The organism is Denitratisoma sp. DHT3, assembly GCF_007833355.1.
In the GTDB taxonomy this organism is placed as follows: Bacteria; Pseudomonadota; Gammaproteobacteria; order Burkholderiales; family Rhodocyclaceae; genus Denitratisoma.
Genome location: NZ_CP020914.1, coordinates 3,020,813 through 3,034,862, shown reverse-complemented (window position 1 = coordinate 3,034,862; position 14,050 = coordinate 3,020,813). Strand labels below are relative to the sequence as shown.

Below are 14,050 nucleotides of genomic sequence, written 5' to 3'. Positions count from 1 at the left end.
GATTCCGGATTACGGTTGGGACGCCTTCAGGGTGACTTGGTAGTTAAGGCGCGAGAACACGTGCTGCAAGGCCTTGCGGGAGCGGAGATTCAGCACCAGGGGCGCGGTGAAATTGGCCCGCAGGTCGGGCTGCATCTCGCCCTTGGCGAGGATCACCATCACCACGGCGTCGTCGGAATCGGTCAGGTCCACCGAAGCGGCCTCGGCGTCGGAAAGGCTGATTTCATAGTCGAAACCGAACAGGGCGGGATCGGCGATATTGAAGGCCAGCAGCGGATCGTCGATGCTTTGCAGGATGTAGTAAGACACCCGTGCGCCTTCCGGATGGAAGAGCGAGAACCGGCGCGCATCCTCGAAGCCGAGTAGACCGTTGGGAAACTCGATGACCTTTTCAGGCGCGATTTCCAGCGTGCCAAAACGGGGGCTGTCAATTTTCATTTCTATTTCCTTATCGCCATCAGTAGACCGGGTTCGAGTCCCAGGGCCACTAGCTTCTTGCGCGCCTCGTCGGCCTCTTCCTTGGAACCGAAAGGTCCGACCTGGACCCGCGCCTCGATCTGCGCCGGGATACCATTGAGTTCGAGTTTAGCCCTCAACTCCTCGGCATTGGCCAGATTGTTGAATACCCCCATCTGCACCACGTAGCGCCGTTGGGATTCCGGTACCTGACTGAGCGGCCTGGAGGGCGGCGCATGGCGCCCGGCCGCCGAGAGCGGTGCCTGTCGCGCATGCCCGAGCTCCGAGGTGGGCGCCATGACGGGAGGCGCCACCGGCGCCGCAGGCTTGAGCATCGCCGCCTGCGGCGTAGCGGGCTTGGTCAACGGTTTGATGGCGGGAGCGACAGGATGGGCCGCCGAGCTTGGCGCAGTACTGCCTTCCTGAGGAGCCTCGGCCGTCTTGGCCGGCTCCTCCGTCTCGGCCGCAGCCTCTTCCTTGGGCGGCTCGGAGGCCGCCTCATCGGGCTTCGCTGCCTCCTGTGGCGGTGATGGCGGCACAACAGGCGGCGCCTTGGCAACGGGCGGCGGCGACGGCGTGTTGAGTGCGTCGATGAGCGCCAGCCCACCCAGCAGGGCGACGATCACCACGCCGGCGACAGCAATGCGACTGACCAGACGCCGCTGTAGCGCTTCGTCTTCGTTGTCGTCTTCAGGCGGCGCGCTGGTCATCGGTTGGTTCTTGTCGACCATACATGTCCTCTGTTTCCTCAATGTCCCGGAATTCACCGCGATTTCGCGCGAGCGCCGCAACCAGCTCCGCTTCTGCGATGGAAATGCCGCAGCGCCCGGCGATTCCGGCAGCATCGTGACCTCGCTCAGCCAGGCTCATGGCTTCGCTATAGAGCGGCGACACACTCCGCGCCGCGTTGAGGCGATCCAGGTCCTCGCGCAGCGTCGCCAACTCGCGCCGCATCCCGATGAGTTCCTGCTGCATTCGCTGAAACTCGGACTCCATTCCGAAGCGCTGCATCTGCTCTTCGAAGCGGCGTTGCGTCGACTCGGCCGGCGCAGCGGAGGCTTCGTCATCCCGAACCTTGGACCGGGCGGCAGCACCGAATGGCTCGTTGAAAGCGACGCTGGTCGCCTGCTCCGATTCATCCCGGGAAAGCGCAGCCGATCGCTTGCGCGCGGCAGTCATTTTCTTCAAGCGCAGCACCTGGAAGACGAAGTAAACGGCGAAGAGACTTGCTATGAGCAAGACTCCGTCACGCAAGCTGACTGCCGAAATATCCATCGTCCCAATCGCGCACAAAGCAATCCGATGCGATCATAGATCGTCGAACCAGAGCGAAAAACCCAAGCAGAGCGGGAAATCGGGTCTATCTGGGCTGAGCCGAGGATTATTCAGATGCCTGAAAAACAAAAACCCCAGTCTATTTTTTAGGCTGGGGTTTTTGGGGGGTGAGGAGTCTGGCGCTGACCTACTTTCGCGGGCGGAGGCCCACTATCATTGGCGCGGTCCTGTTTCACGGTCCTGTTCGGGAAGGGAAGGGGTGGTTCCAAGACGCTATGGGCACCAGACGAAACTGGCTGTGCGGGGTTAAGCGGGGGTGGTTTGCTTAACGGGCACAGAGGAGGAGAAGTAAAGGGTGGGGGTTGGTGATTGCTTGTGACAAGGGCGAGCGCAGCCGATGAGAGATGAGCTCAGGGTTATAGGGTCAAGCCGCACGGGCAATTAGTACTGGTTAGCTTAACGCATTACTGCGCTTCCACACCCAGCCTATCAACGTTGTGGTCTTCAACGACCCTTCAGGGGGCTCGAGGCCCCGGGAAGTCTTATCTTGAGACGAGTTTCCCGCTTAGATGCTTTCAGCGGTTATCTCTTCCGGATTTAGCTACCCGGCGATGCGACTGGCGTCACAACCGGTACACCAGAGATCCGTCCACTCCGGTCCTCTCGTACTAGGAGCAGGCTCTCTCAAACTTCCAGCGCCCACGGCAGATAGGGACCAAACTGTCTCACGACGTTTTAAACCCAGCTCACGTACCACTTTAAATGGCGAACAGCCATACCCTTGGGACCGGCTACAGCCCCAGGATGTGATGAGCCGACATCGAGGTGCCAAACTCCGCCGTCGATATGAACTCTTGGGCGGAATCAGCCTGTTATCCCCAGAGTACCTTTTATCCGTTGAGCGATGGCCCTTCCATACAGAACCACCGGATCACTATGACCTGCTTTCGCACCTGCTCGTCTTGTTGGACTCGCAGTCAAGCCTTCTTTTGCCATTGCACTATCAGTACGATGTCCGACCGTACCTAGAAGACCTTCGTACTCCTCCGTTACCCTTTAGGAGGAGACCGCCCCAGTCAAACTGCCTACCATGCACGGTCCCCGAACCGGATTCACGGTTCAAGGTTAGAACCTCAACGACACCAGGGTGGTATTTCAAGGGTGGCTCCTCGTGATCTGGCGACCACGTCTCACAGCCTCCCACCTATCCTACACAAGTCCCGTCAAAGTCCAATGCAAAGCTACAGTAAAGGTTCATGGGGTCTTTCCGTCTAGCCGCGGGGAGATTGCATCTTCACAAACACTTCAACTTCGCTGAGTCTCAGGAGGAGACAGTGTGGCCATCATTACGCCATTCGTGCAGGTCGGAACTTACCCGACAAGGAATTTCGCTACCTTAGGACCGTTATAGTTACGGCCGCCGTTTACCGGGGCTTCGATCAAGAGCTTGCACCCCATCACTTAACCTTCCGGCACCGGGCAGGCGTCACACCCTATACGTCGTCTTTCGACTTGGCAGAGTGCTGTGTTTTTATTAAACAGTTGCAGCCACCGATTCTCTGCGGCCCCATCGCGCTTCGTGGGCAAGCCACTACACGCTACCGGGGCATACCTTCTCCCGAAGTTACGGTATCAATTTGCCGAGTTCCTTCTCCTGAGTTCTCTCAAGCGCCTTAGAATTTTCATCCTGCCCACCTGTGTCGGTTTGCGGTACGGTCAATCACAGACTGAAGCTTAGAGGCTTTTCCTGGAAGCAGGGTATCACTCACTTCGGTCTCAATGAGACCTCGTCATCACGCCTTGGCTAAGCCGCACGGATTTGCCTATGCAGCACGCCTACACGCTTAAACCAGGACATCCAACACCCGGCTGAGCTAACCTTCTCCGTCCCCCCATCGCATCTGTGATCGGTACGGGAATATTGACCCGTTTCCCATCGACTACGCCTTTCGGCCTCGCCTTAGGGGCCGACTCACCCTGCGCCGATGAACGTTGCGCAGGAAACCTTGGGCTTTCGGCGAGCGTGCTTTTCACACGCTTTATCGCTACTCATGTCAGCATTCGCACTTCTGATACCTCCAGCATCCCTCTCGAGACACCTTCGCAGGCCTACAGAACGCTCCCCTACCACGCGTACAAAGTACGCATCCGCAGCTTCGGTTATTGGCTTGAGCCCCGTTACATCTTCCGCGCAGGACGACTCGATCAGTGAGCTATTACGCTTTCTTTAAAGGGTGGCTGCTTCTAAGCCAACCTCCTGACTGTCTATGCCTTCCCACCTCGTTTTCCACTTAGCCAATCATTGGGGACCTTAGCTGGCGGTCTGGGTTGTTTCCCTCTTGACGATGGACGTTAGCACCCACCGTCTGTCTCCCGTGCATCACTTTCCGGTATTCGGAGTTTGCTATCGCGGGGTAGATCGCAATGACCCCCCCAACGATTACAGTGCTCTACCCCCGGAAGTGTCCACACGAGGCACTACCTAAATAGTTTTCGGGGAGAACCAGCTATTTCCAGATTTGTTTAGCCTTTCACCCCTATCCACAGCTCATCCCCTAGTTTTTCAACACTAGTGGGTTCGGACCTCCAGTACCTGTTACGGCACCTTCATCCTGGCCATGGATAGATCATCTGGTTTCGGGTCTACGCCCAGCAACTCAATCGCCCTATTCAGACTCGGTTTCCCTACGCCTCCCCTATTCGGTTAAGCTCGCTACTGAACGTAAGTCGCTGACCCATTATACAAAAGGTACGCAGTCACCCCTTTCGAGGCTCCCACTGTTTGTATGCATGCGGTTTCAGGATCTATTTCACTCCCCTCCCGGGGTTCTTTTCGCCTTTCCCTCACGGTACTAGTTCACTATCGGTCGATCACGAGTATTTAGCCTTGGAGGATGGTCCCCCCATCTTCAGACAGGATTTCACGTGTCCCGCCCTACTTTTCGTACGCTCAGTTCCACAATCGGGTTTTCATATACGGGGCTATCACCCGCTCTGGCCAGCCTTTCCAGACTGTTCTACTAACGCAACTGCTAAATCGTACAGGCTACTCCCCGTTCGCTCGCCACTACTTGGGGAATCTCGGTTGATTTCTTTTCCTCGAGCTACTTAGATGTTTCAGTTCGCTCGGTTCGCCTCCACTGACCTATGTATTCAGTCAGGGATACCGCTTGCGCGGTGGGTTTCCCCATTCGGACATCTCCGGATCAATGCTTGTTTGTCAGCTCCCCGAAGCTTTTCGCAGACTACAACGTCCTTCATCGCCTGTGATCGCCAAGGCATCCACCACATGCACTTAGTCGCTTGACCCTATAACGCTGAGCTCCGGTTCCCCGGACCCCTCATCATATGGCGCAACTCGCGCTTGTTTTTTCCACACCCGGGCTGGTTCAAAGCCAGGTATGGAGAGAATGCAATCACACAACCCATACGCCGATCCATTCCTGGATCTTCGTATGACTTTACTTCTCCATTTTGTTAAAGATCAGACAACCGATTCACTTCTACTATCGGCCCGCCACTCTTTGAGTCGCTATCTCAACACGCCACGACCCACATGCCGCGCTCAGATAGCCCTTCAATTCATGGTGGAGGCAGACGGGATCGAACCGACGACCCCCTGCTTGCAAAGCAGGTGCTCTCCCAGCTGAGCTATGCCCCCTCTATTTCCGGTGGTGGGTCTGGTTGGGTTCGAACCAACGACCCCCGCCTTATCAAGACGGTGCTCTAACCAGCTGAGCTACAGACCCACTGTCTGTACCGCTGAACAACCGATAGGCTGTAGGTGCTCGCCAAGCCTTTGCTCTAGAAAGGAGGTGATCCAGCCGCACCTTCCGATACGGCTACCTTGTTACGACTTCACCCCAGTCATGAACCCCACCGTGGTAAGCGCCCTCCTTGCGGTTAGACTACCTACTTCTGGTGAAACCCACTCCCATGGTGTGACGGGCGGTGTGTACAAGACCCGGGAACGTATTCACCGCGACATGCTGATCCGCGATTACTAGCGATTCCGACTTCATGGAGTCGAGTTGCAGACTCCAATCCGGACTACGATCGGCTTTCTGGGATTGGCTCCACCTCGCGGCTTGGCAACCCTCTGTACCGACCATTGTATGACGTGTGAAGCCCTACCCATAAGGGCCATGAGGACTTGACGTCATCCCCACCTTCCTCCGGTTTGTCACCGGCAGTCTCATTAGAGTGCCCAACTGAATGATGGCAACTAATGACAAGGGTTGCGCTCGTTGCGGGACTTAACCCAACATCTCACGACACGAGCTGACGACAGCCATGCAGCACCTGTGTCCAGGCTCCCTTTCGGGCACTCCCAACTCTCATCAGGATCCCTGGCATGTCAAGGGTAGGTAAGGTTTTTCGCGTTGCATCGAATTAATCCACATCATCCACCGCTTGTGCGGGTCCCCGTCAATTCCTTTGAGTTTTAATCTTGCGACCGTACTCCCCAGGCGGCCAACTTCACGCGTTAGCTACGGTACTAAGGAAGTCTCCTTCCCCAACACCTAGTTGGCATCGTTTAGGGCGTGGACTACCAGGGTATCTAATCCTGTTTGCTCCCCACGCTTTCGTGCATGAGCGTCAGTGTTAACCCAGGGGGCTGCCTTCGCCATCGGTGTTCCTCCACATCTCTACGCATTTCACTGCTACACGTGGAATTCCACCCCCCTCTGCCACACTCCAGTCTTGCAGTCACAACCGCAGTTCCCAGGTTAAGCCCGGGGATTTCACAGCTGTCTTACAAAACCGCCTGCGCACGCTTTACGCCCAGTAATTCCGATTAACGCTCGCACCCTACGTATTACCGCGGCTGCTGGCACGTAGTTAGCCGGTGCTTCTTCTTCAGGTACCGTCATCAGTAGCCAGTATTAGTGACCACCTTTTCGTTCCTGCCGAAAGAGCTTTACAACCCGAAGGCCTTCTTCACTCACGCGGAATGGCTGGATCAGGGTTGCCCCCATTGTCCAAAATTCCCCACTGCTGCCTCCCGTAGGAGTCTGGGCCGTGTCTCAGTCCCAGTGTGGCTGATCATCCTCTCAGACCAGCTACGGATCGTCGCCTTGGTAGGCCTTTACCCCACCAACTAGCTAATCCGACATCGGCCGCTCCAATAACGCGAGGCCTTGCGGTCCCCCGCTTTCCCCCTCAGGGCGTATGCGGTATTAGCCATCCTTTCGGACGGTTATCCCCCTCTACTGGGCACGTTCCGATGTATTACTCACCCGTTCGCCACTCGCCACCAGGTGCAAGCACCCGTGCTGCCGTTCGACTTGCATGTGTAAAGCATTCCGCCAGCGTTCAATCTGAGCCAGGATCAAACTCTTCAGTTCAATCTCTTTAACTCACTCAACGAAATTCACAGGCTCAACTTTCGTTAAACCTTTCTTCTTCGTGTAAGTGCTTGCTACTTTTTTCATTCGCTTGAAATCCAGCGTGGCTTCCGCCGCAGTACCTCGGTCTCCCTCTGCACCGCATGAATACCCTTCGATCTCGGATATCCACCCGCCAAGACTCCTCAGCCTCGCAAGCACCTACACCTATCGATTGTCCAACTTTTTAAAGAACACGCTCAAACTTCAGCAAACTTCGCCTACCCCGCAACGCCGCTCCAGCTCTGCAAATTAACCAACTTTTTGCCGCCTTCTCGCTGCGTTGCGCGTCGAAGAGGTGCGCATTATACGGACCACCTCCTCCCCGTCAACTCCCTTCACAAAAAATTTCGAATCGACGGAAATCCGGTTCCCAAATCCGGATTCACACGATGGTTACACGGGCAAACTTGCGCTTGCCGACTTGCAGCACCAGCACATCTCCCGAACTCAAGACCAGGGACTTGTCGGCAACCTTCTCGCCGTTGGCGCGAACGCCACCCGCATCGATCATCCGCAGCGCCTCGGAAGTGCTCGCAACCAATCCAGCTTGCTTCAAGACCTGTGCGATCGGAGCGGAGGGCAAGGACAGTTCGGGCATTTCGTCGGGAACCGCCCCACGCTGAAACCGTGCTTCGAAGTCGGCCAAAGCGTCTTCCGCCGCCTTGCGGGAATGGAACCGTTCCACGATTTCCTGGGCCAGCAGCACCTTGATGTCGCGGGGATTGCGGCCGGCAGCGACATCCCGCTTGAACTGCCGCACCTCCTGGTCGCTACGGAAGGAAAGCAACTCGTAGTAGCGCCACATCAACTCATCGGATACCGACATGACCTTGCCGAATATTTCCTTGGCCGGCTCGGCGATCCCGATATAGTTGCCCAGGGATTTGGACATCTTGTTGACGCCATCGAGCCCTTCCAGCAAAGGCATCATCAGCACGCACTGAGACGCTTGGCCGTAATGCCGCTGCAGCTCCCGGCCTATCAGCAGGTTGAATTTCTGGTCGGTGCCGCCGAGCTCGACATCAGCCTTCAGGGCCACCGAGTCGTAACCCTGGCACAGAGGGTAGAGGAACTCATGGATGGCGATGGGCTGATTGGCTGCATAGCGCTTGGCAAAATCGTCGCGTTCCAGCATTCGTGCCACCGTATGCAGCGCTGCCAGCCTGATCATCCCAGCGGAGCCCAACGGCTCGAACCAGCCGGAATTGAAGCAGATTTCGGTTCTGGCCGGATCAAGAATCTTGAAAACCTGCTCCTGGTAGGTCTTGGCGTTCTCGATGATCTGTTCTTTGGACAAAGGCGGACGCGTCGCGTTCTTGCCGGTCGGGTCTCCGATCATCGCCGTGAAATCGCCGATCAGGAACAGGATTTGATGGCCGAGGTCCTGGAAGTGGCGCAGCTTATTGATGAGCACCGTATGCCCAAGGTGCAGGTCGGGCGCCGTCGGATCGAATCCGGCCTTGATCCGCAAGGGCCGCCCCGACTTCAACCGCTCCCGCAGGTCGGTCTCTATCAGCAGTTCATCGGCACCACGCTTGATCAGTGCCAGTTGGGACTCGATGTCGCTCATCGTCGTAAGGGATCCGAATTTGACGACGGTCGGCGGCTTTTTGTTACACTGCGGCGAATTTTTTGCCGGTCCGACTGCCAGATGAATCAGGAAAAGCGGGCGATTTTAGCCGATCTACTTCACTACCGCGAAACCCGGCCAGCGCGTTTCTGGGCGTCCATCGGGGTGGCCTCCACAATGATTTTCGGTATGGTTGCCGCGTTCGGCACCGCCCCCGACACCGTGCTCACGCATGTCGCCCAGAAGGATTACGTCGAGGAACTGAAATTCGGTGCGGCGCCTGAAAATCCTGCCCTCGACGCCGAGTTCGTGCGGGAAGAACAGATTCGGCGCGGCGATACCGCGGCGAGCCTGTTCTCGCGCCTGGGGATGGACGGCCCGGCAACCGTATCGGCGCTCTCGGTGCTGCCCGGTGCCGACGTGCTGTTTCGCCAGATCGCGCCGGGAAAAACGGTTACGGCACGCATCGACCGCGACGGCCTGTTGCAATCCCTAGTCTTTCCCTTGAACAGCAATCAGGGGCTGGCCCTTTTTGTACAGCGCCAGGGCAATACCTTTACCTTCACGCAAAAGTCGGTCGCCGTGGACACTCAAGTCGTGATGAAGTCCGCGACCATCCAAAGCTCCTTGTTCGGCGCCACCGACGCCGCAGACATTCCCGACAGCGTGGCGACCCAATTGGCGGACATCTTCAGCGGTGATATCGATTTTCACCGGGATTTGCGGCGCGGCGACCGCTTTTCCGTGGTCTATGAGTCCATCAGCGCTGCGGGAAAGCCGATCCGTATGGGGCGCATTCTCGCCGCCGAATTCACCAATGCCGGCAAGCAGTTCAGCGCCATCTGGTTCGGCGACGCTCAGGGGAGCGGAGGTTACTACTCGCCGGATGGCCGCAGCTTGCGCAAAGCGTTTTTGCGCTCGCCGCTTGAATTTTCGCGAGTAACCTCCGGTTTCACCGCCTCTCGCTTCCATCCTGTCCTGCAGAGGTGGCGAGCCCACAAGGGCGTCGACTACGCGGCCCCACCGGGAACCCGGGTCAGAGCCACCGCCGATGGCGTCGTCGCGTTTGCCGGCAACCAGGGCGGTTACGGCAAGGTGGTGATCCTGAAGCATCAGACGCGCTATTCGACACTCTATGGTCACCTCTCGGGCTTCGCCGCCGGACTGAAGGCGGGGCGGCGCGTCGCTCAGGGCGAAGTGATCGCCTATACCGGCGCAACCGGCTTGGCCAGCGGCCCCCACCTCCACTACGAGTTCCGCGTCGACGGAAGCCACAAGAACCCCTTGACGGTGGCCCTTCCCGGAGCACCGCCGCTGGCGCCGCAACAACTGGCCAAGTTCCGACAGGTGGCCGCTCTTGAATTGACTCGCATCAACAAGATCCGCGAATTCGACCTTACCGCACTTGACTAAACCGGACCTCTACATCGGCCTCATGTCCGGCACCAGCTTGGACGGCATCGACGCCGCGCTGGTGCGATTTACCGAAGGCACGTCGCCGACGACCCTGGCGACCCATTACACGCCTTACCCAGAGGCCGTTCGCATGGAGGCGCTGAGCTTGCATGTGAGTGGCACGGACGAATTGCACCGTGCGGCCCTGCTCGCCAACCAATTGGCGCATCTCCATGCACAGGCCGTTGACGCCCTACTGACGGAAGCAAGCTGCCAGCCGGCCCAGGTGGTCGCTCAAGGCTGCCATGGCCAAACCCTGCGCCATTGCCCTGAGCAGGCCTATACCCTGCAGTTGAACAATCCATCGCTGCTGGCCGAACTCACCGGTATCGCCGTGGTCGCCGACTTCCGCAGCCGCGATATCGCGGCAGGCGGTCAGGGAGCGCCTCTGGTGCCGGCCTTCCATTCGACCGTGTTTCGCGATACGCAGCACCACCGGGCGATCCTGAACATCGGCGGCATCGCCAACATCACGAACCTGCCGCCTCGCGATGAGACGACCGGCTTTGATTGCGGACCGGGAAACATGCTGCTCGATGCCTGGGCGGAACGCCACCTCGGCGTACCCTACGACGCAAATGGCGATTGGGGACGCACCGGGAAATTGATTCCCGAATTGAGGAACCGGATGCTGGCGCATCCCTTTCTCGCTCGCCTACCGCCGAAAAGCTGCGGGCGCGAACAGTTCGGCCTGCATTGGCTCGAGGACTTGTTGACGGGTCCGGAAACACCCGCCGACGTGCAACGCACCCTCGTGCAGCTGACGGCGGAAAGCGCGGCAGGCGCGCTCCGGCGCTGGTGCGGGCCGGTCGAGGCGCTTTATGTCTGCGGCGGCGGTGCCAGGAACGCAGGATTGATGGAAGCCCTTCGGGACGCGCTCCCCGACATTACCGTCGGCCTCACCGACCTGCTGGGGGTTCCCGCGGACTGGGTCGAAGCGGTCGCCTTTGCCTGGCTGGCGCGGCAACACGTACTCGGCCGGCCGGGCAATCTTCCGCAAGTCACCGGCGCCTGCTCAGCGAGAATCCTGGGCGCCTACTTTCCCGCCTAGGCGGAAGGGGGAGGAGGGGCACGCACCTCCTCCACGGCAAGATCAAGCGGAGAAGGACGAGCCGCAGCCGCAGGTGCTGTTGGCATTCGGGTTCTTGATCACGAACTGCGAACCCTCGAGGCCTTCGGTGTAGTCGATTTCCGCACCGACGAGATACTGATAGCTCATCGGGTCGATCAACAACGTGACGCCGTCTTTGATCATCGACGTATCGTCGTCGTTGGCGACTTCGTCGAAGGTAAAACCATATTGGAACCCGGAACAACCGCCACCCGTCACGAACACTCGCAACTTGAGGTCAGGATTGCCTTCCTCGGCGATCAGTTCCTTGACCTTGCTCACCGCGCTGTCGGTGAAAACGAAGGGACCTGGCATCTCTGTTGGTGCGTTCATATCGTTCTCCTAGGGGTTGGGGTGGCGAATTATCGGTGCAATCCAGGTGGAGGGTCAATTGGCACTGGCCAACTTGAGATCCACAGCCTTGGCCGAACCGCTCTGATGCACGAACCGACCCTGCACGACGGCCCCCAGCCGCATCTCGATCGCGCCATATTCCACATCGCCTGTGACTCTCGCCTGCGACTGAAGTTCCAGGAAATCGCTGCAATGAATGGGACCGACAACGGTACCATTGACCACCAAATGGAACACCCGGATTTCGCCTTCGATCCGGGCATGTTCACTGACCACCAGCGTGCTGGGCTGATCGCCGACGGCAATGACGTCGCCGACAACCTCGCCATCGATCCGCAAGCCGCCCGAAAATTGGACGTTGCCTTCTATTTTCGTTCCAGCGCCAATCAGGCTATCGATCCGGCCATGGGCCGACCCGGGTTTCTTGGAAAACATCACACCCCCTTCTTCGATTGCTGAGATAAACAGACCGCAGGGTAAGGATTCTAGCGACGCCCGCCGATCGAGGTTGCGCGTGCGCGCTCTTTGGCAAGACTTTCGAATACGGCCAAGTCCTCGCGCAGATGATTATTCTCGGACTCCAAATCCTTGACCTGCTGGATGAGACGATCTTGTGTCGCCCGCGCCATTTGCGCATTGCCGTCATTGGCGCCAAATTCCCGCCGCAGCCGGTCCAGTTCCGCCTTCTGTTGCGCTGTTTCAGCGCGTAGTACGGTCAGTTCCTCATTGGTCGCCCACCGATCGTAGCCAGCGTGCCGACTCCCCATATCGTATGCGCCGATGACCAGGATCAGCACGCCCCCCAGCAGCAAGACGACCCAGACTGCCCGCCAGTACCACGGATGGTGGGTCCGCACCGCGACGCGCGGCGCGGCGACCCCCAGCCGCCCGCGCAGGCGGCGCAATTTCAGGGCAAGACCGGAATTTGCGCGAGTCCGGCGCATTCATCGAGTCCAAACATGAGATTCATGTTTTGCACCGCCTGCCCAGCCGCTCCCTTCACCAAATTGTCGATGACCGACAACACCACCAGCACATCCCCCCCCTGGGGGCGATGCAGGGCGATGCGACAAATGTTGGAAGCCCGGACGGAGCGGGTTTCCGGATGGGACTTGGGTGCCAGTACATCGACAAAAGGTTCGCCGCCGTAGCGCCGCTCGAAGAGCGCCTGAAAATCCATCTCCTGGGTAATGCGCGCATAGAGCGTGGCATGGATTCCTCGGATCAGCGGCGTCAGATGGGGAACGAAGGTCAGTCCCACCGGCTGCCCGTGAATTGCGCTCAATCCCTGCCGGATCTCGGGCAGATGCCGATGGCCGGCCACGCCGTAAGCCTTGAAATTGTCGGCCGCCTCCGAAAACAGAATATGGGTTTCCGCCTTGCGCCCGGCGCCGGAGACACCCGACTTGACGTCGGCGATCAAGGTTGCGGCATCCACGCAACCGGCCTCGATCAGGGGAATGAAACCCAACTGGGTCGCAGTCGGGTAGCAGCCGGGGTTCGCCACCAGGCGGGCGCTCCGTATCCGCTCTCGATTGACCTCTGGCAAGCCATACACCGCCTCCGCCACCAACGCCGGGCTGGCGTGCGTCATCGAGTACCACTTCTCCCATTCGGCCACGTCCTTGATGCGAAAGTCCGCCGCCAGATCGATCACCCGCACGCCGGCGGCCAACAAGTCCGCCGCCTGCTGCATGGCGACGCCATTGGGCGTGGCGAAAAACACCAGATCGCAATCGGCGAGGGGGGAACTGGCCGGGTCGGTGAACTTAAGACTCACATGTCCACGCAAGCTGGGAAACATATCCGCCACCGCAGTGCCCGCCTCGCCCCGCGAGGTAATCGCCGTCAACTCGACATCGGGGTGCTGCGCCAGCAGACGCAGCAACTCCACTCCGGTGTACCCCGTCCCCCCTACGACTCCAACCTTGATCATTTGGCCTCCGGTAAACAATTGCCGCCAATGGTAGCGTACGGCCGGTACAAATGACAAAGCCGCCCGCGGGCGGCTTTGTCTGAGCAGCAAACCGCGCGCTTAGCGCTTGGAGAACTGCTTGCGGCGACGCGCCTTGTGGAAGCCGACCTTCTTCCGCTCGACTTCGCGGGCATCGCGAGTCACAAAACCGGCATTGGACAATGCGGGTTTCAAGGATGCGTCATATTCGATCAGCGCGCGGGTGATGCCATGGCGGACAGCGCCTGCCTGGCCGGACTCGCCGCCACCGGTGACATTCACCATGATGTCGAAGGTGTTGGTGTGCTGCACCAGCTCCAGCGGCTGACGAACGACCATGCGTCCGGTTTCGCGAGAGAAGAACTCATCGACGGGCTTGTCGTTCACAACGATCTTGCCGGTGCCCGGCTTGATGAACACGCGCGCAACCGCAGTCTTGCGGCGACCGGTCCCGTAGTTGTAATTCGTGGCCATGATATATGTCC

11 protein-coding genes, 2 tRNA genes and 3 rRNA genes are annotated in these 14,050 nt (G+C 58.7%); 2 read left to right on the top strand and 14 right to left on the bottom strand.

Features of this window, described 5'->3' with window-relative positions; genetic code table 11:
* Positions 1–9: 9 nt before the first annotated feature.
* The 9 genes from fliW to tyrS all read right to left on the bottom strand — a co-directional run bounded on the left by fliW (position 10) and on the right by tyrS (position 8,691).
* Positions 10–438: a flagellar assembly protein FliW gene (gene fliW / locus B9N43_RS14035; protein WP_145842810.1), complete on the bottom strand. Its 429-nt coding sequence runs from the start codon at positions 436–438 to the stop codon at positions 10–12.
* Positions 439–440: 2 nt separating this feature from the next.
* Positions 441–1,187, bottom strand: a complete 747-nt coding sequence (locus B9N43_RS14030; protein WP_186453839.1) for an SPOR domain-containing protein — start codon at positions 1,185–1,187, stop codon at positions 441–443.
* Positions 1,147–1,731 carry a DUF2802 domain-containing protein gene (locus B9N43_RS14025; RefSeq protein ID WP_145842808.1) on the bottom strand — a complete coding sequence of 195 codons (585 nt, stop codon included), beginning with the start codon at positions 1,729–1,731 and terminating at the stop codon, positions 1,147–1,149. Before B9N43_RS14025 ends, B9N43_RS14030 begins: the two co-directional genes overlap by 41 nt.
* 174 nt (positions 1,732–1,905) lie before the next feature.
* Positions 1,906–2,018, bottom strand: a 5S ribosomal RNA gene (rrf, locus tag B9N43_RS14020).
* Positions 2,019–2,151: 133 nt separating this feature from the next.
* Positions 2,152–5,040 (bottom strand): 23S ribosomal RNA (locus B9N43_RS14015).
* A 276-nt stretch (positions 5,041–5,316) separates the two neighbouring features.
* A tRNA-Ala gene (locus B9N43_RS14010) sits at positions 5,317–5,392 on the bottom strand.
* An 11-nt stretch (positions 5,393–5,403) separates the two neighbouring features.
* Positions 5,404–5,480: transfer RNA gene (locus B9N43_RS14005), tRNA-Ile, on the bottom strand.
* 59 nt (positions 5,481–5,539) lie between these two features.
* Positions 5,540–7,079 (bottom strand): 16S ribosomal RNA (locus B9N43_RS14000).
* The 16S, 23S and 5S rRNA genes sit together here with 2 tRNA genes alongside, the layout of an rRNA operon.
* Before the next feature lie 424 nt (positions 7,080–7,503).
* A complete protein-coding gene (tyrS, locus tag B9N43_RS13995; RefSeq protein WP_145842807.1) occupies positions 7,504–8,691 on the bottom strand; it encodes a tyrosine--tRNA ligase in 1,188 nt (395 codons plus the stop codon).
* 81 nt (positions 8,692–8,772) lie between these two features.
* Between tyrS and B9N43_RS13990 the strand changes: the two genes are divergently transcribed.
* Positions 8,773–10,104 (top strand): M23 family metallopeptidase, encoded by a 1,332-nt coding sequence (locus tag B9N43_RS13990; RefSeq protein ID WP_145842806.1) that lies wholly within the window; start codon positions 8,773–8,775, stop codon positions 10,102–10,104.
* Positions 10,097–11,197: an anhydro-N-acetylmuramic acid kinase gene (locus B9N43_RS13985; protein ID WP_145842805.1), complete on the top strand. Its 1,101-nt coding sequence runs from the start codon at positions 10,097–10,099 to the stop codon at positions 11,195–11,197. Before B9N43_RS13990 ends, B9N43_RS13985 begins: the two co-directional genes overlap by 8 nt.
* A 42-nt stretch (positions 11,198–11,239) precedes the next feature.
* Here B9N43_RS13985 and erpA read toward each other — a convergent pair whose 3' ends face one another.
* The 5 genes from erpA to rpsI all read right to left on the bottom strand — a co-directional run bounded on the left by erpA (position 11,240) and on the right by rpsI (position 14,039).
* A complete protein-coding gene (gene erpA, locus B9N43_RS13980) occupies positions 11,240–11,590 on the bottom strand; it encodes an iron-sulfur cluster insertion protein ErpA (protein WP_145842803.1) in 351 nt (116 codons plus the stop codon).
* 54 nt (positions 11,591–11,644) lie between these two features.
* Complete coding sequence (locus tag B9N43_RS13975) at positions 11,645–12,046, bottom strand: polymer-forming cytoskeletal protein (RefSeq protein WP_145842802.1); 402 nt, start codon at positions 12,044–12,046, stop codon at positions 11,645–11,647.
* 50 nt (positions 12,047–12,096) lie between these two features.
* A complete protein-coding gene (locus B9N43_RS13970) occupies positions 12,097–12,555 on the bottom strand; it encodes a hypothetical protein (protein ID WP_145842801.1) in 459 nt (152 codons plus the stop codon).
* Entirely contained in the window at positions 12,519–13,547 is a 1,029-nt protein-coding gene (argC, locus tag B9N43_RS13965; RefSeq protein WP_145842800.1) for an N-acetyl-gamma-glutamyl-phosphate reductase, read from the bottom strand. The genes B9N43_RS13970 and argC overlap by 37 nt, the downstream gene beginning before the upstream one ends.
* 99 nt (positions 13,548–13,646) lie before the next feature.
* Positions 13,647–14,039 (bottom strand): 30S ribosomal protein S9, encoded by a 393-nt coding sequence (rpsI, locus tag B9N43_RS13960; protein ID WP_145842799.1) that lies wholly within the window; start codon positions 14,037–14,039, stop codon positions 13,647–13,649.
* Positions 14,040–14,050: the final 11 nt, after the last annotated feature.

Coding starts and splice junctions, on each gene's coding strand:
- fliW (WP_145842810.1), bottom strand. CDS start 438: ATGAAAATTGACAGCCCCCGTTTTGGCACGCTGGAAATCGCGCCTGAA.
- B9N43_RS14030 (WP_186453839.1), bottom strand. CDS start 1,187: ATGGTCGACAAGAACCAACCGATGACCAGCGCGCCGCCTGAAGACGAC.
- B9N43_RS14025 (WP_145842808.1), bottom strand. CDS start 1,731: ATGGATATTTCGGCAGTCAGCTTGCGTGACGGAGTCTTGCTCATAGCA.
- tyrS (WP_145842807.1), bottom strand. CDS start 8,691: ATGAGCGACATCGAGTCCCAACTGGCACTGATCAAGCGTGGTGCCGAT.
- B9N43_RS13990 (WP_145842806.1), top strand. CDS start 8,773: ATGAATCAGGAAAAGCGGGCGATTTTAGCCGATCTACTTCACTACCGC.
- erpA (WP_145842803.1), bottom strand. CDS start 11,590: ATGAACGCACCAACAGAGATGCCAGGTCCCTTCGTTTTCACCGACAGC.
- B9N43_RS13975 (WP_145842802.1), bottom strand. CDS start 12,046: ATGTTTTCCAAGAAACCCGGGTCGGCCCATGGCCGGATCGATAGCCTG.
- B9N43_RS13970 (WP_145842801.1), bottom strand. CDS start 12,555: ATGCGCCGGACTCGCGCAAATTCCGGTCTTGCCCTGAAATTGCGCCGC.
- argC (WP_145842800.1), bottom strand. CDS start 13,547: ATGATCAAGGTTGGAGTCGTAGGGGGGACGGGGTACACCGGAGTGGAG.
- rpsI (WP_145842799.1), bottom strand. CDS start 14,039: ATGGCCACGAATTACAACTACGGGACCGGTCGCCGCAAGACTGCGGTT.